A 20,783-nucleotide genomic window follows, 5' to 3' on the forward strand; every position below is an offset into this window, starting at 1 on the left:
TTCGCGGTACCACCTTTGTTTACAGACGCAGTCATCCATGCGCTGTACACTCATAACGATAACGGATCGGATCCGATTCCTCTTACTGCTTCGTTCAGAGGAATTGCTCCAGGGCGACATTCAATTGCTACATCCTGAGGAATCTTTCAGCTGTTGATTCCTCTCTCTTTAGGGTTCACAATTTACTCTTCCCTATCAAAGCTTCTTTTTTATTCGCGTTAAGTACTATCTAGTTTACGTATGAATCGTAGTGTCGTCAATAGGCTTTCCACTTTTTTCGGATTTTAAACAAAAATTGGGCACACGACAAACGCATTTGTCATAGTTTATACTATCCCTCTTCGTAGAAAGGACTTTGCTGATGAAGAGACGGCGCGGCTTCGACAAATACAGGTTCCAATATCATCTGAGACAATTCAGGAGTATCTGTGAACAATTCGTTTTTCCGCTTTTGATTTTTCAAGCGATTCGAACCCTTTTGTTCCCTACGGCCTTCGATATTGCTCTGGTCGTCCTTCTCTTAGTCATCCATCTGGCCATCTATTATGAATTTTGGTGATACCAAAAGACTGTTTTCGTTTCATACCTTTTTAAGTGCAAAAAATAAAGGGCTGACCCAAGAGAGCCAGGCACCTCCATTCTTGTTAATATTTAAAGGAAATAGAAGCGTAAGGCGGCGACTCCAGCGTTTGCCCGCGGAAAGCGTCCGCCTAAAGCTGTTTAAAAAGAAAGTACCGGTCGGCTTTTTTCGGTCAGCTTTTATTCAGACATCTCATGTAGGAATCGATCTGTGAATCGATCAAGAGCAGCCATAACCTTCAGTTTCCGATCCAATTTACGGACAAGCTCCAGCTGTGATAGATCTGGTGATCCTTGATACGTTTGGATTGTCGCAAACACCGGTTCTGGAAACTTCAAGTAACTGGCGAGAAGGAGCTTTTCCTCAGGCAATAATGGCAAGTGTGTTTCATAGCGGTTCAACCATCCTATTGCGTTTTGTTCGCTCCACTCAGGATATTGGGCTGCCGTCCTGAAGAAATAAGCTAAATCACGAACAGGTGTATCCAGGATCGCCTTTTCGAAATTGATGAAGTGCCCTTCCCCGAATTGATCTTGGACAACATGCCCTCTGAACGGTCTTCCATGACAGAGCACACTGCGATACCGCTTGTTCTCTTCACAGCTTCTATACCAGTCATGCACTTTTTGCTTCGCTTCTTCGGCGATTCGCATCAATTTATGAAATCGAGAGAGATACCTGAGCTCAAATGGTGAAATGTACGTTTGGCGTTCAGCTACTTCCGTAAAACGTTCCATCTCAAGCTGTCTGTGCTCAAACCTCCTGACCAGTCCGGAATAGGAATCCTTCACCACTTCCTCTGAAAAGGTTTGGGCTTTCACGGTATTCACATGAAGCTTACCAAGCTCATCAATTATAAAATCCTCATACAACAAGCTTGATTGGGAATCATGCTCATACCATTTCGTTACATAATAGATACGATTATTCACGAGTACGTATGGGTCTCCATACTTCGTAGGTGTAATTGGAATGACATGATCGTATTTCAACTCATGTAAACGTTCCATACAATGAAGGAACCAATTCATCTGCTCGAGGTCCATACTCGTTTCTTTAAGGGCAAATGTCCCTCTTTTTGTGGTAATCTTTTGGACTTTACCATAGGACTCGATTTTCTCTGGATATAAATCATAATAGTAAAGAATGATTCCATCTACAGAAATTGTTGAAGCCCTCATGTGACCACCTTCTTTGAACGATGATCGATCCAATAACATACTTCTTCAACCAAATTACGATTTGATTCCCACTCTCTTTCGAAAGTATCCAAGATTTCACTCGTAGAAGAATGCCCCCCTGACTCGATCCGTTGTACACACCTTTGGACTTCTCTTGGCGCGATCAACTCTGCAGCCAGTAATTGATCATATCCGTTCGCTAAAGGAAAATGGTCATGGATGGAATCCAGCAATCGATAAAGGGACTGTGTATCCGTCGCCAAACGCCAGTCTGCCAACAGATCACATATACCTTTCATGCTGATTTCCGGATCACCAGTACCCCCTTGCCAAAACATCCTTCCATGGACACGCTTTGCTTGGTGAGTAAGAATGGACGGTTCAAGTAATGGCAGCTTAATATGCTTGAAGCGGTCACGGATCGTTTCGTACGAATGCATTCGTCTCCTTGCTTCAGGAAAACTCCGATTGAGGATCGGCAGGTTCAAATCCGTCCTGTGTAACCCAAAGGAACGGATCATTTCTTCCCTTGATTCTTGCCGAACGTTTCTGAACTCCTTAGCATGTTCCAGGCCATTGGTCAGCAACCTTCCTATCAACATCCCCCACGTCTGTTCATGGTTATACTTTGGAAACGGTTCATACCGTTCATCATGAAGCGTGAGGTAACGCTCTTCATAGGGAAGGTGCCAATGTCCATCTCTGGTCCGAATCATCCGATCAGCAAGGATTTCATAGCTTTCCATTATTTCTCGCCAATTAAAGTGCCAAGTCATTGTTTGCTCATCCGACCAAATTCTCACTCGCTTGGTTCCAGCATCCGTCTCGATGACTTCATTTTTCTGTTTCCATCGCAAAGGTTTCAAAGGATAATTCTGCTCAATGAGCTCGAAAACATCAATGCTCATACTGACACCACCCTAACGGTGAGCCGATACTGGAATATATAAAATTTGTCCCTCTTCAATATCTTCACTTTCAAGTCGATTCACTCTCATGAGTTGACTTGTTGGTACGTCATATCTGCCAGCAATCGTATCAAGGGAATCACCCGCTTGGATGATGCACATCTTCATTTTAGTCAGCTCTTCGTCATCCCTTGTAAGCATTTTTGTCAGATAAAGTGCATTCTCTTCCCTTTGAGGTCGTTGAGGGGATGAAGCAACCTCTTCTTCCATCTCTTCATACTCTTCTTCATCTGATTCATACTCGTACTCATACTCCTCTTCCTCATACGCATACTCTTCTTCTTCATATTCCATGGCTTCATACGTCGCTTCTTCAGCTTCATACGTTTCAGCCTGATAAGCATCATTACGCATGTAACTTAAATTGAATGGCTGAGACTGTTCCTCGTCCTCTTCCACCCGGCTGGAGAAACCGACTTGAGGCTCGTGTCGAGGAGTTTGTTGGTGAACGGATTCCACTTCATCCTGATCGAATCGTTGAGGAGCCCTCCGAGATTCAAACTCTAGTATCGGAAAAGGATTGGAAGCTTCCTCTGAGAATTCATAATGCTCTTCGTTCTCTGGTTCTCTTCCTTCTTCCTGATTGCTTGCTTCATACGGCTCGTCTTGCTCTTCCATCGGATTCTCATAAACACCTGAAATACAAACAGATGCCGAGACTTCGATACACGACGGCGTAGGAATGTCATAATCAAAATGGTCAACCGAGACATAGAGATCATTTGAATTTCTAACCCTGTTTTTCGGCAGTGTGATATCAACCGGGAATTTGTGTTCCAGGTTGGCACACTCCTCCTTGGACTCCTTCAATTGGGAGAAAGAACGATAACTTAATGGATTGACAGAGTATTCTTGGTCCTGACCCTCCGTATCGTTTTCTCCTTTACACCGGTATTCGCCTGAAAGGCACAGATGACCTTTAATACAGACTTGATCATCCATTTCCTCTATTGTCACATTCGGATCAAGTGCAATGGAATAAAGTTCATCGACCTCCTGTCCCTTATTCAACCAGACGGATTCCTCTATTGAAAACTGTAACCTTGACTGATTACGCTCTGACATTGCAAACTTCCCCCTCTCAACACAATTATTCCTGTACAATACAGGTGTATGTGAGAGCCTAGAATTTATACCTAAAAAAGACAGCTTCCCTTAAAGTCAGCTTTTCTCTTTCAATGTCCTAGGGACGCCCTTTTCTTACCGTCAAATCAGCTTTTTTCCCTGTTTCACGGTACGAAAGACGAGTATTCCTACCGTCAAATCAGCTTTCTCCCAATTTCACGGTACGAAAGACGAGTATTCCTACCGTCAAATCAGCTTTGCCCCTTTTTCACGGTACGAAAGACGAGTACTTTGCCCGCAACTCAGCTTTTCTCTGTTTCGATAGGAGACATTGAATCCATATAAAAAAGCAAGGGTTGGCAGTGTGCCAAATCCCTTGCTATTAGCTCTGTTAAAAAAGGTTGTTAATTTTGAACAGCTTCAGGCGGACGCTTTCCGCGGGCAACGCTTCAGCCTCCTCGAGCTCGTTCCTCGCTCTGTGGGGTCTTCAGCTGTTGCTTTTCCCGCTGGAGTCGCCGCCTTACGCTTCTGTCTTCTTTAAATATCAACAATAAAAGTTAACAGAGCCTATTTATTAAGAAATTCTGCGACAGCTTTGAAAGCTTGTTCACTAGCTTCAATCGTACGATCGATGTCTTCGTCCGTATGTTTGGTGGATAAGAATAATCCTTCATATTGAGATGGCGGAATCGATACACCTTGCTCGATCATCGCTTTGAAGTAAACAGTGAAAGCCTCCAAGTTGGATGAGCTCGCTGTTTCATAATTGACCACTTCACGATCTGTGAAGAAGAAGCCTACCATCGAACCTGCACGATTGATATGATGTGGAACATTATACTTACGCGCTGCTTCCGAAAGACCCTTCTCCAATCGTTCAGCCTTCCTGTTGAATTCTTCGTAAGATTTTTCGGTCAGTTGACGGAGCGTTTCATAGCCTGCCGTCATTGCCAGTGGATTTCCTGATAATGTGCCTGCCTGGTAGATTGGACCGCTCGGCGCTACTTGATCCATGATTTCTTTCTTACCACCATAAGCACCGACAGGAAGTCCTCCTCCGATAACCTTTCCGAGGCAAGTCAAGTCCGGTGTGACACCATAATGTCCTTGTGCACATTGATACCCTACACGGAAACCAGTCATGACTTCATCAAAAATCAAGAGTGAGCCATGATCTGTCGTGATCTCACGTAAGAATTCTAGGAATCCTTCTTTCGGAGGTACGACTCCCATGTTTCCAGCAACAGGCTCGACGATGACGCCAGCAATGTCATCACCATACTCTTTAAACGCATAACGGATACTTTCTTCATCGTTGTACGGTACCGTAATCGTATTTCGTGCAATTGACTCTGGTACACCAGGACTGTCAGGTAATCCAAGAGTAGCAACGCCTGATCCTGCTTTAATCAGTAAGGAATCGCCATGACCATGGTAACAGCCTTCGAACTTAAGGATTTTGTTACGGCCCGTGTAGCCACGTGCGAGTCGCAACGCACTCATGGTTGCTTCCGTTCCTGAGTTGACCATACGGACGACATCGATTGAAGGTACACGCTCGATGACTAATTCGGCAAGCTTCGTTTCCATTTCATGTGGAGCGCCAAAGCTCGTACCCAATTCTGTCGCCTTCTTCAGCGCTTCAACAACTTGATCATCAGCATGTCCGAGAATCAACGGTCCCCAGCTAAGTACATAATCGATGTATTCATTGTCATCTAAATCGACTATTTTGGAACCCTTTCCTCTTTTCATATAGATCGGGTCCATTTCTACTGACTTGAAAGCCCGTACTGGACTGTTTACTCCCCCTGGCATCAATGGGGTCGCTTTCTTGAAGGCTTCTTGTGATTTTTCAAACGAACGGTTCATGTTATCACCCTTCCGAATAGTTTTTGATACGTTTTACTTTTCGTCAAGATATCGTGCTGCATCCTTTGCAAAATAAGTGATAATCAGGTCGGCACCTGCACGTTTCATGCTCGTCAACTTTTCCATGACGATCGATTTTTCATCGACCCATCCGTTCATGGCTGCCGCCTTGATCATGGAATACTCTCCACTCACATTATAAGCGACAAGTGGGAGCGGAAAACGATCCTTCATCTCTCTCATGATATCCAAGTATGCTAGAGCAGGTTTTACCATCAAGAAGTCTGCTCCTTCCTCATAATCGGATTGCGCTTCACGAATCGCTTCCAATCGATTTGCAGGGTCCATCTGATAGGTTTTCCGGTCTCCAAACTGCGGTGAGCTGTGTGCTGCGTCACGGAATGGTCCGTAAAAGGATGATGCATATTTCACAGCGTAGGACATGATTGGAACATCAGTATACCCTGCTTCATCAAGACCTCCACGAATCGCTGATACGAACCCATCCATCATGTTTGAAGGAGCAATGATGTCTGCTCCTGCTTTTGCCTGGGAAATCGCAGTCTGGGTCAATAATTCAAGGGATTCGTCATTTAAGACATCTCCATCGTGGATGACGCCGCAATGACCATGATCCGTGTATTGACATAGACACGTATCCGCTATGACGGTCATTTCAGGATAGTGTTCCTTCACATAGGCGATTGTTGATTGCACAACCCCTGATTCATCATAAGCGGAGGATCCACGTTCATCTTTATGCTGAGGTACACCGAAAACGATGATGGATTTAATCCCTAAGCTCACGATTTCGTTAAGCTCTTCATCGAGTCGGTCCAATGAATAATGGAAAACTCCAGGCATCGATCCGACTTCCTTCTTTACTCCTTCACCTTCCACGATGAAAAGAGGGTAGATAAGGTCCTCTTTATGTAAGACTGTTTCGCGTACGAGGGACCTCATGCTTTCTGATCTTCTTAATCGGCGGTGCCGTTGAAATTCGATATTCACAGTTTTTCCTCCTTTAACAGATATGACTCAATCGAATGGACTAAACCATCGATCGTATACTCCTGCGCAATGATATCAGCAGTATGACCGTATTCTTCAAGGGTATTGGCGGTAATCGGACCGATACATGCTGTTCGAATCCCATCGAGTGGAATCTCCTCTTCCAGGAGCTCGAAGAAGAACCTCACACTTGACGAACTCGTGAAGGTAACGATATTGACCATTTTCTCTTGGATAACCGTATTCAATCTCGTTTTTTCCGCTTCATTTGCCACAGTTTCATAAGCGATGATACTCGTAACGCGCCTTCCGGCTTCAGACAGTCTTTCCTCAATGGTCGAACGCGCCAAGTTTCCCTGAGGCAACAAGATTCTATCGCCTTTTTCCGTCTGTTGAACAAACTCTTTCACAAATTGTTCAGCAACGAACTGTGAAGGTTGGAAATCCACCTGCACCCCTTGATCCTCGAGCAGATTCATGGTCTTTTTCCCAATCGCACCAACTTTACATCGATTCAGCCTTGAGAGAGGAAGGTTCTCCTCTTTCATATGATTGAGAACGTATCGGACGGTATTCTGACTTGTAAAAACAACCCAATCATACTGTTCCATTTGATGCAGGGCTTTCCGGATTTCTCCTGGTTCTTGTGGAGGTTGAAAAGAAAGGAGGGGTATGACAACCGCTTCCCCTCCTTTGCTTTCAATCACACGGACAAAAGGGAGAGCCTGTAGCTCAGATCTTGTTATTAAGATGGTCTGACCTGAGAATGGCTTTCCTTTTTCCTTCATGATTAATCAAGCTCCTCTTTTACCTGATCCAATATCTTTTTCGCTCCGCGTTCATCTAATCGTTTCGCTAATTCCATACCGATTTCCTCTGGGTTATGACCGACAATTGTATCTTGGATGATGGTCTTGCCATCTGGTGTTGCAACAAACCCGGTAAGCTTGATTTGCTCGTTGGATTTGTCGAGTTCAGCCAGACCGCCAATCGGCACTTGGCACCCGCCTTCCAATGTACGAAGAAAGGCTCTTTCCGCACGTACAGTATCGAAGGTTTCAGGACAGTTGATTTTCTCAAACCATTCCTTCAGTTCCGTATCCTTCTCACGGCACTCTATCGCAAGAGATCCTTGTCCCACAGCTGGGATGCATATATCTTTCTCAAGATATTCAGTAACAATATCATCCGACCATCCCATACGTTTAAGCCCAGCAGCAGCTAGAACGATGGCATCATAGTCTTCTGTTTCCAGCTTGGAAATCCTTGTATCAATGTTTCCACGAATCCATTTTATGTTGAGATCTGGACGCTTAGCCAATAATTGCGCCCCTCTTCGTAAGCTGCTCGTACCGACAATTGCACCTTCGGGGAGCTCCTCGAATTTTTGATGATTCTCAGAAATAAGGGCATCACGATAGTCTTCCCTTGGAGGTGTACACACTAATTCCAATCCTTCAGGAAGGACAGATGGCATGTCCTTCATGCTATGGACGGCAAAGTCGATTTCTCCATCCATCATTGCCTGCTCGATTTCTTTTACGAACAGCCCTTTTCCACCAACTTTAGAAAGTGTGACATTAAGAATTTGATCACCCTTCGTCACGATTTCCTTGATTTCAAACTCGAAAGGTGCACCCGCTTTCTTCAATTGTTCGATGACCCATTTCGTCTGGGTCATCGCAAGCTTACTTCTTCGAGATCCGACAACGATCTTCCGCATAATTGGCCTCCAGACATATTAAATAGTTTTAGCTTCTATCTTGAACAGTACCTCGTTTTAGTACCATAAGTGAAATTCGGTTAATGTTGCTGCCAAGAAATAATTGATGAGGATGACGAGAAGCCCAGCGACATTCCAATAGGCTAATTGCCTTCCATAGGCTTCCCTCGCTACCTTCATGTAAAGGTAATACCCATAAACGATCAAGACAATGAAAGAGCTGATCACTTTTGCATCATAGAAAATGGCAGGGGCGAGTTCCATCTTGTATCCATAAATGAGTCCTAGAACGAGACTGAGGAACAATACTGGTACGCCAGTCACATTCAGCAAATAAGAGAGATTTTCTAGCTTTGTCAGACTCTCAAACCGCCAAAGTCGCTTGCCGACCTTCTTTTCCTTCAACATATTGTATTGGACAATGTACATGATCGATAAAATACTCGACAATGTAAACGCACCATACGCAATGAAAGCCATCGTAATATGGATGATGGCAAGCTCATTTATCAGCTGATCTGAAAAACTTGGTGATACATAGTTGTTGGGAGCAAACCAGCTGACTGCCATTAAAACAAAACCGATAATATTGGTGAAAAAAACAAAAAAGTCAACTCGGAAAAACCAGTTGATCAATAGTGACAGGGTGACGATGACCCATGAATAAAAAAACAGCCCTTCTGTGGGTGTCAGTATAGGAAAACGGTTCGTATCAACGATTCGCAAGAACAATACGAACAATTGCAATACCCAGACAATAGAAAGCAACCAGAAAGCGATTCGATTCGCCTTCCGGTTGTTCTGTAAGAAGTCCACAAAATAAAGTGAAACACTTAGTGCATATAAAATGATTGTAATATCATAGACCCATCTAATAGAACTCACGATGTAACTCCTCTCCGGGGAGCAAGACTACTGCGTTGCCGGGTTCGCTGCAGGCGAAAAGCTTTTCTCTTTCTCCGGCACGCCTTGTTCGCGAGCAAGACGCTCCTCTTCTAAAACTCGATCCAACTCTTCTTCAATCCCAAACAGCTCTGTGAAGAGATCCAGATTTTGCTGGGCATTCGGCTCTGCAGCCAATTCCTTCACTCGAGTGATCGGATCACGCAAGAGCTGATTAACGATACTCTTCGTATGCTTGCTTAAAACTTTTCTTTCACGATCGGTCAAATCAGGCATTTTACGCTCAATACTCTTCATTGTTTCACCTTGGATCATGAGCGCTTTTTTACGAAGTGCAGTAATGATCGGAACAACACCAAGTGTATTGATCCAATTCAAGAATGCGAGCAATTCTTCCTCAATCAGGACCTTGATTTTAGCAGCCTCTTGTTGACGTTCGGCCATATTCGCTTCCACAATTCCTTCTAGGTCGTCGATATCATAGAGGAAGACACTTTCGAGATCTTGAAGATCCGGGGACAGGTCTCGTGGTACCGCAATATCCACCATGAAGAGTGGCTTGCCTTTTCGCTTCTTCAATACCGGACTGACATTCGATTTGCTGAGTACGTACTCTTGGGAACCTGTGGAGCTAATCACAATATCCGCCTTCAACAGCGAAGCTTCTAGCTCGTCCATCGTGTAAGCTTTCCCTTTGAACCGCTCAGCAAGCTCCTTCGCTTTTTCGTACGTTCGATTCAGGACAGTGATTTCTTCTGCTCCGTTACTCCACAGGTGTTTTGCAGTCAATTCACCCATTTTACCGGCACCGAGAATTAATACATTTTTCTTCTCAAGGCCATCGAAAATCTTCTTCGCCAGCTCGACTGCTGCATAGCTCACAGAAACGGCATTCTCGCCAATGTCTGTTTCGGAATGAGCGCGTTTCGCAAGTGTAATCGCCTTTTTGAACAACTCATTAAAGACAGTACCTGTCGTCCCTGCTTCCTGTGCTGCAAAAAAGCTTGTACGGACTTGTCCAAGAATTTGGGTTTCGCCCAATACCATCGAGTCCAGCCCGCAAGAGACCTTGAACAGATGTTCAATGGCGTCTTCGCATTCTTGTATATTCAAATAAGGCGTTAACAAATCTTTATCTAATGTAAACCATTCTGCTAAGAAGGATTTGATATAATATCGTCCAGTGTGTAATTGGTCTGCAACTGCATAGATCTCAGTACGGTTGCAAGTCGAGACGATTACACATTCAAGTATGCTCTTGGTATTTCGAAGTGTACGTAATGCCATTTCCAATTCTGCTTGTTGGAAAGAGACTTTTTCACGAATTTCGACCGGGGCAGTCTTATGGTTCAATCCTACTTTTAAAATGTGCATCGTTCGTCACCCCCTGTAAAATATGTATTACGAGTTCCACAAGCCATTATAACACGTCCGTCTTACATCTGAACGATGCAAATGTGAACAGTGTTTGAAGTCTTATGATAAGATATTTGTTGTGGACGGAAATAGTATTCCCTAAAAATCGAAGAATTAGTATAGTAGGTTCTATAAAGCCTGTATCCATATTAAATGTACCAAATTTCGCTGAATTTCGCAAAAATGCAACATGAAAGGAATACTTCTGGGTAGGGAGGAACGTATGAAACAAGGTATTTTTCCAGGAACGTTGATTGCAGGAATCGGGTTATATTTCTTATCAAAGCAATGGGCTGTCCCGTTCATTGGTGAAATGGATGCTTTACCTGCATTTCTGTTGATTATCGGAATCGCATTTTTATTACAAAACAAACAGCCATATGCTCTTTTCTCTGGTGTTGTCATCTGTGGTATTGCCCTTCACTACTATGCCAGCGGGACCATTGAAGGTTGGCCATCCCTTTGGATTGTGTATTTCCTCAGTATCGGACTTGGCTTCATCCTTCAGAATAATAAAACGAAACAAGGTGGTTTATGGATTGGTGCTGCAATGACGATCGTTGCGCTTGTTGCGTTATTTTTATCGCGAACACCTGGCATCATCGGAGACATCATCGCGTATACCGAGCGATTCTGGCCGGTCGTATTGATCTTGGTCGGAGGCTATATGATGAAGAAGAAATGAATAGGAATAAAAAAGAAACCTGGCTCCATCCTTTTAGATGAGCCAGGTTTTCTTTATAGAATTGAGCTCAGGAAGTCCTGAGTCCGTTGCTCTTTCGGATTGTTGAATAATTCTTGTGGATGCCCGACTTCGACGATTCTTCCATCGTGCATATAAAAAACCCAATCAGCGACTTCCTTGGCGAATCCCATTTCATGTGTCACGACGACCATCGTCATGCCCTCTTTTGCCAATTGCTTCATCGTAGAGAGGACTTCCCCGACTAATTCTGGATCCAATGCTGAGGTCGGTTCATCGAAAAGCATGATGTCCGGTTTCATAGCAAGTGCCCGAGCAATGGCAACACGCTGTTTTTGACCACCAGACAGTCTGGAAGGATATTCGTCCGCTTTTTCAGCTAGACCTACTTTATCCAACAGCTCTTTTCCTTCCTTGATTGCCTGTGCTTTATTCATCCCTTTAACCATCGTCGGGGCCTCAATTACATTTTCCAATACCGTCTTATGAGGAAAGAGGTTGAAGTGCTGGAAAACCATTCCGACCCTTTGGCGGACCTTATTCAAATTATCACGTTTAGGATCGATTTCCTTATCCTCAATGATAATCTTCCCGTCATTCTTGATTTCTAAGAAGTTCAGACAGCGCAGCAGTGTACTCTTTCCCGATCCACTCGCGCCGATCAAGACGACCACGTCATTTTCTTTCACGGTCATATCGACGTCCTTGAGGACATGGAGATCGCCGAACTTTTTATTCAATTTTTCAATTTTGATCATTTCTCTTTTATCGCTCACGTTCATCCACTCCTTTAATCACTAGCTGAGAGCTTGTTTTCCATTGCACTGACGATTGCTGTTAGTAAGAAGACCAGAATCAAATAGTAAACAGCAACAATTAATAGATAAGTCATAGAATCGAAGCTGTTGGCACCTGAGGTTGTTGCAACATTAAACAGCTCATACATTCCGATGAATGCAGCCAGGGAGGAATCCTTCAAACCGATGATGAATTGGTTCCCCAATGGAGGCAGTGCTCGCCTGAAAGCTTGCGGAAGGATGATCCTTCTCATTGTCAATGATGTGGTCATACCAAGTGATCGGCCTGCTTCCATCTGCCCCTTGTCGATGGACTGGATCGTCCCTCGGAAGATTTCCGCAATGTACGCACCATTATGGAAGGCAAGCGCAAGGGTGGCAGACCAGAACCCTGAAATATTAAACTCGGTCAGACCGAAATAGAAGATGAAAATTTGGACGATCAACGGGGTACCACGGACAATGTAAATGTAGACATTTGCAATGACTTCCAAAATCTTGATACCTGAAATTTTCAGTAGGGCAAAGAATAGACCGATGAATATTGCGATTAGGATTGAAACGGCCGTCACTTGTAACGTTAATAGCATCCCTTTGAAAAAGATGGGATAACTATCCATGAATGTCTGGAAAAAATGCGAAAAGCTTGGCAAAGTGTATCATCTCCTTAAAGCATCTGAGTAAGTCGGTGATGGTTATTATAGGTTCGCAAAAATTTAGACTAGAAACGAAAAGTGCGCAAGGATGCGCACATTTCGTTTCTAGCTTTAGAGGTTACTACGGCTTCGTTGTAATGTCTTCGCCAAAGTACTTTTCACTTAACTCTTTCAACTTGCCATTCTCTCTAAGCGTTTCTAGTGCTGCATTGATGTCTTCCAACAATTTGTCATTGTCTTTCGATACTGCGATTGCTTGTTCACTTCTGCCCAACAATTCACGTGCTTCAATTGTAAATCCTTTTCCAATCGCTTCTTTACCAGTGACGAAGTCTGTAATGACCGCATCATGCTTCCCTTTACTCAAAGCTTCTAATGCTGTTACATCACTATCATAGATTTTAATGTTGTCCGTCACTTCTTCTGCCATTTCCGCATAAGTAGATCCTTTGGAAACCGCAATTTCCATACCTTCAAGATCTGCTTTTTTCTGGATATCACTATCTGGACGTGTGAAAATCTGAGGACCTGAATAGTAATATGGAGTAGAGAAATCTACTGCTTTTTTACGTTCATCCGTAATCGTATGACTGGCTACAGCTGCATCAAAGCGCCCAGTCTTGACACCTTCAACGATACTCGCAAATTTAAACTTTTTCTGGTTTGGCTCTAGACCTAATTCCTTCGCCACTGCCTCTGCTACTTCAATATCAAATCCGGACATTTCCCCGGATGCATCAGTTGTACTGAAAGGTGCGAATTCCCCTGAGGATGCAAAAGTGAATTGACCATCCTCGACTAAATCATACTCTCCGCTTCCTTCACCACTGCCGTTGTCTCCTGAACCACCACACGCAGCAAGTAGTAAAGAGAATGCTAGCAGCATCGTTGCCCATAAACTCAATTTCTTCATTCGTTCTTGACCCTCTTTCTATGATTTTTTTGGATACGACCGAAGAGAAACATACAGTGATACACAGTCAATCTTTTGAAATCGGAACACTTTTCGGAAATTTCCAACTTCAATGCATGGAAGTACTCCTATAAAGCTTCCTGCATTTCTTCTCTCCACCTCTGTATATTTCCCACCTAAAAAACACCATTGGATAGAACGTAAGTCCCAATTTAGTGGAAGTACCCTATTGTTACCTTTCTACATGAAAGTACAAAAACCTCCTAGTTTTTTATAACTAGGAGGTTTTATTCATGAGAAGGCCGTCGAAACAGCACTTCAATTCGCATTTATACATGTTTTTGGATGGCGGACCATACCTTTTCTTTTCCGAACGATGTTTCAGAAGAGAATGGCAAAACGATGTCTTCTTTTGATAGCCCTAAGGTTTCCCGTATCGTTTTCATGTGCTTCTGATGTTTCCCTTTTGGGATTTTGTCGGCTTTGGTTGCAACGACAATGACCGGAATTTCGAAATGGTTGAGCCAATCATACATGAGCTGATCGTCTTGTGATGGCGCATGTCGGATGTCGACGAGCAGAACGACCGCTTTAAGGTGCTCACTTTCCATCAAATATTGTTCGATCATACGTCCCCATGCATCTCGTTCTTTTTTCGATACTTTTGCGAATCCGTACCCAGGTACATCAACAAAATACATGAAATCATTCAACAGGTAAAAATTCAAGGTTTGCGTTTTTCCAGGTTTGGAAGAGGTCCTCGCCAAACTCTTACGGTTGATCATCTTGTTGATGAACGAAGACTTTCCAACGTTGGAACGCCCTGCTAATGCAATCTCAGGCTTCATGTCATTTGGATATTGTTCTTTTTTTACGGCGCTGATGATTAATTCAGCTGTATTGATTTTCATTCTTGATCCCCTAACAATGCTTCTTTTAGTACTTCATCCAGATGTGCGACAGGGACGAACGTCAAATCTTTCTTCACACTTTCTGGAATATCATCGAGATCCTTCACATTTTCTTCAGGAATGATGATTTTCTTCAGGCCTGCTCGATGAGCGCTCAAGGTCTTTTCCTTCAAGCCACCGATCGGCAGGACACGGCCTCTCAAAGTGATTTCTCCGGTCATGCCGACCTCTTTTCGAACAGGTCGATTTGTAAGCGCGGAAATCAATGCTGTGGCCATTGTGATTCCTGCTGAAGGACCGTCCTTCGGCGTCGCACCCTCAGGCACGTGAATGTGAATGTCGTTCTTCTCCGAGAAGTCGCCATCTATATTCAACTGTTCCGTGCGAGACCGGATATAGCTGAATGCTGCCTGGGCAGATTCCTTCATTACATCGCCAAGTTTACCCGTCAATGTGAGCTTCCCTTTTCCTGGAGATACCGAAACTTCAATCGACAACGTATCTCCACCTGCTGTCGTATAAGCTAATCCTGTCGCTGCACCGATCTGGTTCTCAACCTCAGCTTGCCCGAAACGGAATTTCGGCCTGCCGAGATAATCTTCAATGTTCTTGTCGGTGATGACGACCCTTTTCTTCTCACCAGAGACAATCTGCTTAGCTGCTTTTCGGCAAAGAGAGGCGATCTGGCGTTCTAGATTCCGGACGCCTGCTTCCCTTGTATAACGGCGGACTACCTTAAGGATTGCTTCATCCCTGATCTGAACTTTTCCTTTATCCAGTCCGTGCGCTTTCGTTTGTTTCTTCACAAGGTACTGCTTTGCGATATGAAGCTTTTCCACCTCGGTGTATCCTGCAATATGGATCAGCTCCATCCGATCGAGCAATGGACCTGGTATGGTCGCCATATTATTTGCCGTAGTCACGAACATGACTTTGGATAGGTCATATGGCTCTTCAATATAATGGTCACTGAACGTATTGTTCTGTTCAGGATCCAATACTTCCAGCAGCGCAGACGCAGGGTCTCCTCTGAAATCATTGGACATTTTATCAATTTCGTCCAAAAGGAAAACAGGATTGATGGAACCGGCTTTCTTCATACCTTGAATCAACCGTCCAGGCATAGCACCGACATAGGTTCTGCGATGTCCCCTGATTTCAGCCTCATCACGTACTCCACCAAGAGAGATCCGGACGAATTTCCGCCCAAGTGTACGGGCAATCGACTTAGCTAACGAGGTCTTTCCTACCCCTGGGGGACCAACGAGACATAGGATAGGTCCCTTCAAGGAATTCGTCAGCTGCTGGACAGCCAGGTATTCCAGGACACGTTCTTTAACTTTCTCTAGACCATAATGATCTTCATTAAGGATGTCTTCCGCATGGTTGATATCCAAATTGTCTTCGGTTTCCTCTACCCATGGAATATTCAACAACCAATCGATGTAATTACGGATGACCGCACTTTCAGCTGATGTCTGCGGCATCTTTTCATATCGATCCAATTCTTTGAGAGCAGTCTTTTGGACGTTTTCAGGCATATGGGAGTTTTCGATTTTCTCTTTCAGAGAGGAAACCTCGCCGCCTTTACCATCCTTATCCCCCAATTCTTTCTGGATCGCTTTCATCTGTTCCCGGAGATAATACTCCTTCTGTGTCTTTTCCATGGATTTCTTGACACGCTGGCCAATCTTCTTCTCAAGACCAAGCACTTCTTTTTCATTGTTGAGGATTTTAATGATTTTATTAAGACGTTCCTTGATATCTAAGGTTTCAAGTATTTCCTGCTTTTGTTTGATCTTCAAAGGCAGGTGGGAAGCCACAATATCGGCTAATCGCCCTGGTTCCTCAATGTCTTGTACGGATGCTAAGGTTTCTGCTGTCACTTTCTTGGATAAGTTTATGTATTGCTCAAAATATTGCAACAACATTCGCATGAGAGCCATTTCTTCAGCATCTGCTTCTTGACGTTCATCAATCATTTCAACTTTCACTTCAATGTATTCCTTTTGATCGTCGAACGCTTTGATTTCACCGCGTTGCAGTCCTTCTACTAGGACGCGGATCGTACCATTAGGTAGCTTGAGCATTTGATTGACCTTCACAAGCGTTCCCATTGGGTAAATCTCATCTTCCGTTGGTTCTTCTATGGCCACTTCTTTTTGAGTGGATAAAAAGATCTGTTGATCATCCATCATCACCTGTTCAAGGGCTTGGACCGACTTCTTTCGACCGACATCCAAGTGAAGAACCATACTAGGGTAAACGAGAAGTCCCCTGAGCGGTAACAACGGTATTTCTCTTGTCTGAGCCATAGAAACACACCTCCAAATTCTATTTCAATAACCAAATCATTGGTTCATGATGTATGTAAGCCTTTATAGGTATTTCATCTTATCAATTTTACCCGTTCTTCCTCTGTTTGTCTAATGAGATACAATACGAACCATTGTGGCATTCCCACATAGAAAAGGAGCCCAAAAAGAAAGGCCCCCGCCTCAGACAACCTTTGGCGAGGACTCTTGCGCAGCAATTTCTTCAATTCTTTCTTTATGGTACTTATCCTTGAAGACATGCTCTAGAACTTCTTCAAGATGCTCCACATATTTGATTTCGATGCCTTGGATTTCTTTCAAGATGGATTGTTTGTTTTCTTTAGGAACGAAAACTGTTTCCACTCCTGCCTGGCTTGCTGCTGTAACCTTTGCAAAGACACCACCGACTGGTTTGACTTTTCCGTGGATGCTGATTTCACCGGTCATCGCAATCTTGTTATCGACTTCTACACCTTTAATCGCGGAATAGATTGCTGTCGCGATTGCAATCCCAGCAGATGGACCATCAACAGGCGCACCACCTGGAAAGTTGATATGGATATCGTAATTGTTTGCCGGTACTCCCATCCTACGGAGTACAGTCAACACATTTTCGACTGAGCTTTTCGCAAGACTCTTTCGTCGAATGGATTTGGTTTGGCTTCCAATGCTTTCTTCTTCGACGATTCCTGTAATCATGATTGAGCCTTTTTCTTTCGATGGGATTACGGTTGCTTCTATTTCCAAAAGAGCTCCGGTGTTTGGACCATATACGGCTAATCCATTGATGTATCCTATCCTAGGAAGCTCATGGATTTTCGATTCCATCCGTGGTGAAAGCTGACTCGAATGCAGCACCCACTCGATATCTTCCTTTGTAAGGTCCTTCCGTTCTTCCGTGATCGCTAATCCTGCAGCAATTTGTACACTGTTGACCGCTTCACGGCCATTCCGTGCATATTTGGAAAGCAATAGCAGAGCCTCATCTTCAATGGTGAACTTAATTTTTTCGACTGCCCTTTTCGCGATTCGGACGATATCCTCTGCGGAAAGCTCCTTGAAAAAGATTTCAAGACACCTCGATCGGATAGCCGGCGGAATTTCCTCTGGAGTCCGGGTAGTCGCTCCAATCAACCGGAAATCGGCAGGCAGACCATTCTTGAAAATGTCATGGATATGCTGAGGGATCTGATGGTTTTCCTCACTATAGTAGGCACTTTCAAGAAATACCTTTCGATCCTCAAGAACTTTCAACAGCTTGTTCATTTGGATCGGGTGAAGTTCTCCAATTTCATCAATGAAGAGCACCCCGCCATGAGCATTCGTGACCGCGCCTTGTTTTGGTTGAGGTATGCCGGCTTGGCCCATTGCTCCAGCCCCTTGATAAATCGGGTCATGGACGGATCCTATAAGGGGATCTGCGATTCCTCTTTCATCAAAACGTGCTGTCGTTGCATCCAGTTCAACGAACACAGCTGTCGGTTTGAATGGTGACTTACCGTTCTTTTTGGCTTCTTCTAATACGATCCTTGCGGCTGCGGTCTTACCGACCCCCGGCGGCCCATAGATGATAACATGCTGCGGGTTCGGACCACACAATGCAGCTTTCAACGCCCTGATTCCTTCGGCTTGACCGATGATTTCATCAAATCTGGATGGACGAACTTTTTCCGATAACGGTTCACTCAGTGATATACTCCGAAGCTTTCTCAATTGATCCATTTCTTTTCGAGATTCTTTATCGATCGACACTTTCTGGGTCCGTTGATTACGTAGTAAATTCCAAAAGTAAAGCCCGATGATGATGCCGAAAAACAGTTGGATGATTAATGCTACGCCTGTCCAACTCATGCTTTCCCCTCCTGTATGTATGAATGATTATCCTCTAGTATCTCCGAGCATGAGGTGGACTAAACGTCAAGATTTGAAGGGAAGTCACTGATTTTATAAAGGAAGAGCTGGATGGTCCAGCTCTTTTTCCTTATTGAGCAGGACCTGTGTTGGTCGTGGCCGCTGATGATAGACCGATTTTGCCTGGTTATACGTAAAATCTGAAAATTATAGCCCGATTTGAGAAATTATAGACATATTTCACAAATTATACGTCGATTTTTAAAATTATAGACAACCACCCGCTCCCAAATAAAAAAGCATCCCTTGATAGGGATGCTTCGTATTGACGAGCATTATGCACTTTCTTTTGGCGTTTCTTTTTCTCCTTCAACGACTGTTCCGTCTTCCAAGACCAGCTTAGGAGTAACTTTATCAGAAACCGTCTCCTTCGTGATGATACACTTGCTGATTTCCTCTCGGGAAGGAAGATCAAACATAACATCCAGCATGATGCCTTCAATGATTGAACGCAGACCACGTGCACCAGTCTTTCGTTCGATTGCTTGCTTCGCAATCTCTTTCAGTGCATCATCTGTAAATTCAAGTTCAACCTCATCAAGCTGCAACAGCTTTTTGTATTGCTTTACAAGTGCGTTCTTCGGCTTCGTCAAGATTTCAACAAGTGCTTCTTCGTCTAATGGAGTAAGGCTCGCTGTAACTGGAAGACGTCCGATGAACTCTGGAATCAAACCGAAACGGAGTAGATCTTCAGGCAAGACCTTGGATAGGTATTCACCTTGCTTCAAGTCAGCTTTTTCAGACGTTTCTGTACCAAATCCGATTACCTTCTTACCAAGACGACGCTTGACGATTTGCTCGATACCGTCGAATGCACCACCACAGATGAAGAGGATATTCGTCGTATCAATTTGGATGAATTCTTGATGAGGGTGCTTACGTCCACCTTGAGGAGGTACACTTGCTACTGTTCCTTCAAGGATTTTAAGCAAGGCCTGCTGGACACCTTCACCTGAAACGTCACGCGTAATGGATGGATTTTCGGATTTCCGTGCAATCTTATCAATCTCATCAATGTAGATGATTCCGCGTTCTGCTTTTTCTACATCGTAGTCTGCTGATTGAATCAGCTTCAGAAGGATGTTCTCAACATCTTCCCCAACGTAACCTGCTTCTGTAAGAGAAGTAGCATCTGCAATCGCAAATGGGACGTTCAGGATACGCGCTAATGTTTGAGCAAGCAAAGTCTTCCCGCTACCTGTTGGTCCGATCATAGCGATGTTACTTTTTGCAAGCTCTACTTCATCGGACTTCTTAGACGCGTTGATACGCTTGTAATGGTTATATACCGCTACAGAAAGCGACTTTTTCGCCTGGTCCTGACCGATGACATAGTCATCAAGAATCTGACGGATCTCTTGAGGTTTTGGAACATCTTTAAATTCAACATCTTCTTCTGTTCCAAGCTCCTCTTCCACGATTTCTGTACAAAGCTCGATACATTCATCGCAAATATAAACACCTGGTCCAGCGACCAGTTTACGGACTTGATCCTGGGTTTTCCCACAGAAAGAACACTTCAATTGTCCTTTTTCTTCATTAAATTTAAACATCTAATCACCCCTAAAAATGGTTTGGATGAATTGTTACTTTAGTTATTTGTCATCATGTGTTTTTTACACATTGAAACATTTACAATATGTCGGGAGTAACAAATCGTTCTAAGTAGAAGCAGTATTATGTATTCGATTTTATCACGAAGGACCTTAAAACAAAAACAATAAACCTTGTCATAAGTTAAACGTCAACAGTTCAGCTGATATGTATCAGTATAGTCATATTTCCTTAAAGCGATTCCCTTAAACTGATTTTTTTCTTTTTGTTATAAAACAAGGCACGAAATAAATCGCGCCTTGTC

General features: G+C 43.8%; 18 protein-coding genes and 1 other annotated feature (1 of these 19 running past the window's edge). Of the genes, 2 read left to right on the forward strand and 16 right to left on the reverse strand.

Annotation, left to right across the window (positions count from 1 at the left end; genetic code table 11):
- Positions 1 to 208 (reverse strand) — a binding site (T-box leader) (it extends 17 nt beyond the left edge of the window).
- A 153-nt stretch (positions 209 to 361) separates the two neighbouring features.
- Positions 362 to 559: a hypothetical protein gene (locus V1497_RS13405; protein ID WP_349408042.1), complete on the forward strand. Its 198-nt coding sequence runs from the start codon at positions 362 to 364 to the stop codon at positions 557 to 559.
- Positions 560 to 759: 200 nt separating this feature from the next.
- On the opposite strand, the gene V1497_RS13410 is transcribed toward V1497_RS13405, so the two are convergent.
- From V1497_RS13410 to hemA, 9 genes are all read right to left on the reverse strand, one after another.
- A complete protein-coding gene (locus V1497_RS13410) occupies positions 760 to 1,761 on the reverse strand; it encodes a spore coat protein YsxE (protein ID WP_349408043.1) in 1,002 nt (333 codons plus the stop codon).
- A complete protein-coding gene (locus V1497_RS13415; RefSeq protein WP_349408044.1) occupies positions 1,758 to 2,669 on the reverse strand; it encodes a hypothetical protein in 912 nt (303 codons plus the stop codon). The genes V1497_RS13410 and V1497_RS13415 overlap by 4 nt, the downstream gene beginning before the upstream one ends.
- 12 nt (positions 2,670 to 2,681) lie before the next feature.
- Complete coding sequence (gene spoVID, locus V1497_RS13420; protein WP_349408045.1) at positions 2,682 to 3,794, reverse strand: stage VI sporulation protein D; 1,113 nt, start codon at positions 3,792 to 3,794, stop codon at positions 2,682 to 2,684.
- 567 nt (positions 3,795 to 4,361) lie between these two features.
- The gene (hemL, locus tag V1497_RS13425) at positions 4,362 to 5,666 is read right to left on the reverse strand and encodes a glutamate-1-semialdehyde 2,1-aminomutase (RefSeq protein ID WP_349408046.1); all 1,305 of its coding nucleotides are present in this window, start codon (positions 5,664 to 5,666) and stop codon (positions 4,362 to 4,364) included.
- 33 nt (positions 5,667 to 5,699) lie between these two features.
- Positions 5,700 to 6,629, reverse strand: coding sequence for a porphobilinogen synthase (gene hemB / locus V1497_RS13430; RefSeq protein WP_349410821.1), 930 nt, complete (start codon positions 6,627 to 6,629; stop codon positions 5,700 to 5,702).
- Between the two features lie 44 nt (positions 6,630 to 6,673).
- On the reverse strand, positions 6,674 to 7,465 hold the full coding sequence (locus V1497_RS13435) for a uroporphyrinogen-III synthase (RefSeq protein ID WP_349408047.1): 792 nt from the start codon (positions 7,463 to 7,465) through the stop codon (positions 6,674 to 6,676).
- A gap of 2 nt (positions 7,466 to 7,467) precedes the next feature.
- Positions 7,468 to 8,400 (reverse strand): hydroxymethylbilane synthase, encoded by a 933-nt coding sequence (gene hemC / locus V1497_RS13440; RefSeq protein WP_349408048.1) that lies wholly within the window; start codon positions 8,398 to 8,400, stop codon positions 7,468 to 7,470.
- Between the two features lie 57 nt (positions 8,401 to 8,457).
- A complete protein-coding gene (locus V1497_RS13445; protein ID WP_349408049.1) occupies positions 8,458 to 9,285 on the reverse strand; it encodes a cytochrome c biogenesis protein in 828 nt (275 codons plus the stop codon).
- Positions 9,286 to 9,312: 27 nt separating this feature from the next.
- Positions 9,313 to 10,677 (reverse strand): glutamyl-tRNA reductase, encoded by a 1,365-nt coding sequence (gene hemA / locus V1497_RS13450; protein ID WP_349408050.1) that lies wholly within the window; start codon positions 10,675 to 10,677, stop codon positions 9,313 to 9,315.
- 265 nt (positions 10,678 to 10,942) lie between these two features.
- Between hemA and V1497_RS13455 the strand changes: the two genes are divergently transcribed.
- Complete coding sequence (locus V1497_RS13455) at positions 10,943 to 11,404, forward strand: hypothetical protein (protein WP_349408051.1); 462 nt, start codon at positions 10,943 to 10,945, stop codon at positions 11,402 to 11,404.
- 53 nt (positions 11,405 to 11,457) lie between these two features.
- Here the strand turns inward: V1497_RS13455 and V1497_RS13460 are convergent, their stop codons facing one another.
- The 7 genes from V1497_RS13460 to clpX form a co-directional block, all read right to left on the reverse strand.
- Positions 11,458 to 12,180, reverse strand: a complete 723-nt coding sequence (locus tag V1497_RS13460) for an amino acid ABC transporter ATP-binding protein (protein ID WP_414703644.1) — start codon at positions 12,178 to 12,180, stop codon at positions 11,458 to 11,460.
- A 32-nt stretch (positions 12,181 to 12,212) separates the two neighbouring features.
- A complete protein-coding gene (locus tag V1497_RS13465; protein WP_349408053.1) occupies positions 12,213 to 12,872 on the reverse strand; it encodes an amino acid ABC transporter permease in 660 nt (219 codons plus the stop codon).
- Positions 12,873 to 12,996: 124 nt separating this feature from the next.
- Entirely contained in the window at positions 12,997 to 13,788 is a 792-nt protein-coding gene (locus tag V1497_RS13470) for a transporter substrate-binding domain-containing protein (RefSeq protein ID WP_349408054.1), read from the reverse strand.
- A 329-nt stretch (positions 13,789 to 14,117) separates the two neighbouring features.
- Positions 14,118 to 14,699, reverse strand: a complete 582-nt coding sequence (gene yihA / locus V1497_RS13475; protein WP_349408055.1) for a ribosome biogenesis GTP-binding protein YihA/YsxC — start codon at positions 14,697 to 14,699, stop codon at positions 14,118 to 14,120.
- A complete protein-coding gene (gene lon, locus V1497_RS13480) occupies positions 14,696 to 17,014 on the reverse strand; it encodes an endopeptidase La (RefSeq protein ID WP_349408056.1) in 2,319 nt (772 codons plus the stop codon). Before lon ends, yihA begins: the two co-directional genes overlap by 4 nt.
- A gap of 183 nt (positions 17,015 to 17,197) precedes the next feature.
- Complete coding sequence (gene lonB / locus V1497_RS13485) at positions 17,198 to 18,865, reverse strand: ATP-dependent protease LonB (RefSeq protein ID WP_349408057.1); 1,668 nt, start codon at positions 18,863 to 18,865, stop codon at positions 17,198 to 17,200.
- A 335-nt stretch (positions 18,866 to 19,200) separates the two neighbouring features.
- Positions 19,201 to 20,478 carry an ATP-dependent protease ATP-binding subunit ClpX gene (clpX, locus tag V1497_RS13490; RefSeq protein ID WP_349408058.1) on the reverse strand — a complete coding sequence of 426 codons (1,278 nt, stop codon included), beginning with the start codon at positions 20,476 to 20,478 and terminating at the stop codon, positions 19,201 to 19,203.
- Positions 20,479 to 20,783: the final 305 nt, after the last annotated feature.

It is taken from the genome of Pseudalkalibacillus sp. SCS-8, from assembly GCF_040126055.1.
Classification (GTDB): Bacteria; Bacillota; Bacilli; order Bacillales; family Fictibacillaceae; genus Pseudalkalibacillus; species Pseudalkalibacillus nanhaiensis.

Coding starts and splice junctions, on each gene's coding strand:
- V1497_RS13405 (WP_349408042.1), top strand. CDS start 362: ATGAAGAGACGGCGCGGCTTCGACAAATACAGGTTCCAATATCATCTG.
- V1497_RS13410 (WP_349408043.1), bottom strand. CDS start 1,761: ATGAGGGCTTCAACAATTTCTGTAGATGGAATCATTCTTTACTATTAT.
- V1497_RS13415 (WP_349408044.1), bottom strand. CDS start 2,669: ATGAGCATTGATGTTTTCGAGCTCATTGAGCAGAATTATCCTTTGAAA.
- spoVID (WP_349408045.1), bottom strand. CDS start 3,794: ATGTCAGAGCGTAATCAGTCAAGGTTACAGTTTTCAATAGAGGAATCC.
- hemL (WP_349408046.1), bottom strand. CDS start 5,666: ATGAACCGTTCGTTTGAAAAATCACAAGAAGCCTTCAAGAAAGCGACC.
- hemB (WP_349410821.1), bottom strand. CDS start 6,629: ATGAGGTCCCTCGTACGCGAAACAGTCTTACATAAAGAGGACCTTATC.
- V1497_RS13435 (WP_349408047.1), bottom strand. CDS start 7,465: ATGAAGGAAAAAGGAAAGCCATTCTCAGGTCAGACCATCTTAATAACA.
- hemC (WP_349408048.1), bottom strand. CDS start 8,400: ATGCGGAAGATCGTTGTCGGATCTCGAAGAAGTAAGCTTGCGATGACC.
- hemA (WP_349408050.1), bottom strand. CDS start 10,677: ATGCACATTTTAAAAGTAGGATTGAACCATAAGACTGCCCCGGTCGAA.
- V1497_RS13455 (WP_349408051.1), top strand. CDS start 10,943: ATGAAACAAGGTATTTTTCCAGGAACGTTGATTGCAGGAATCGGGTTA.
- V1497_RS13460 (WP_414703644.1), bottom strand. CDS start 12,180: ATGATCAAAATTGAAAAATTGAATAAAAAGTTCGGCGATCTCCATGTC.
- V1497_RS13470 (WP_349408054.1), bottom strand. CDS start 13,788: ATGAAGAAATTGAGTTTATGGGCAACGATGCTGCTAGCATTCTCTTTA.
- yihA (WP_349408055.1), bottom strand. CDS start 14,699: ATGAAAATCAATACAGCTGAATTAATCATCAGCGCCGTAAAAAAAGAA.
- lon (WP_349408056.1), bottom strand. CDS start 17,014: ATGGCTCAGACAAGAGAAATACCGTTGTTACCGCTCAGGGGACTTCTC.
- lonB (WP_349408057.1), bottom strand. CDS start 18,865: ATGAGTTGGACAGGCGTAGCATTAATCATCCAACTGTTTTTCGGCATC.
- clpX (WP_349408058.1), bottom strand. CDS start 20,478: ATGTTTAAATTTAATGAAGAAAAAGGACAATTGAAGTGTTCTTTCTGT.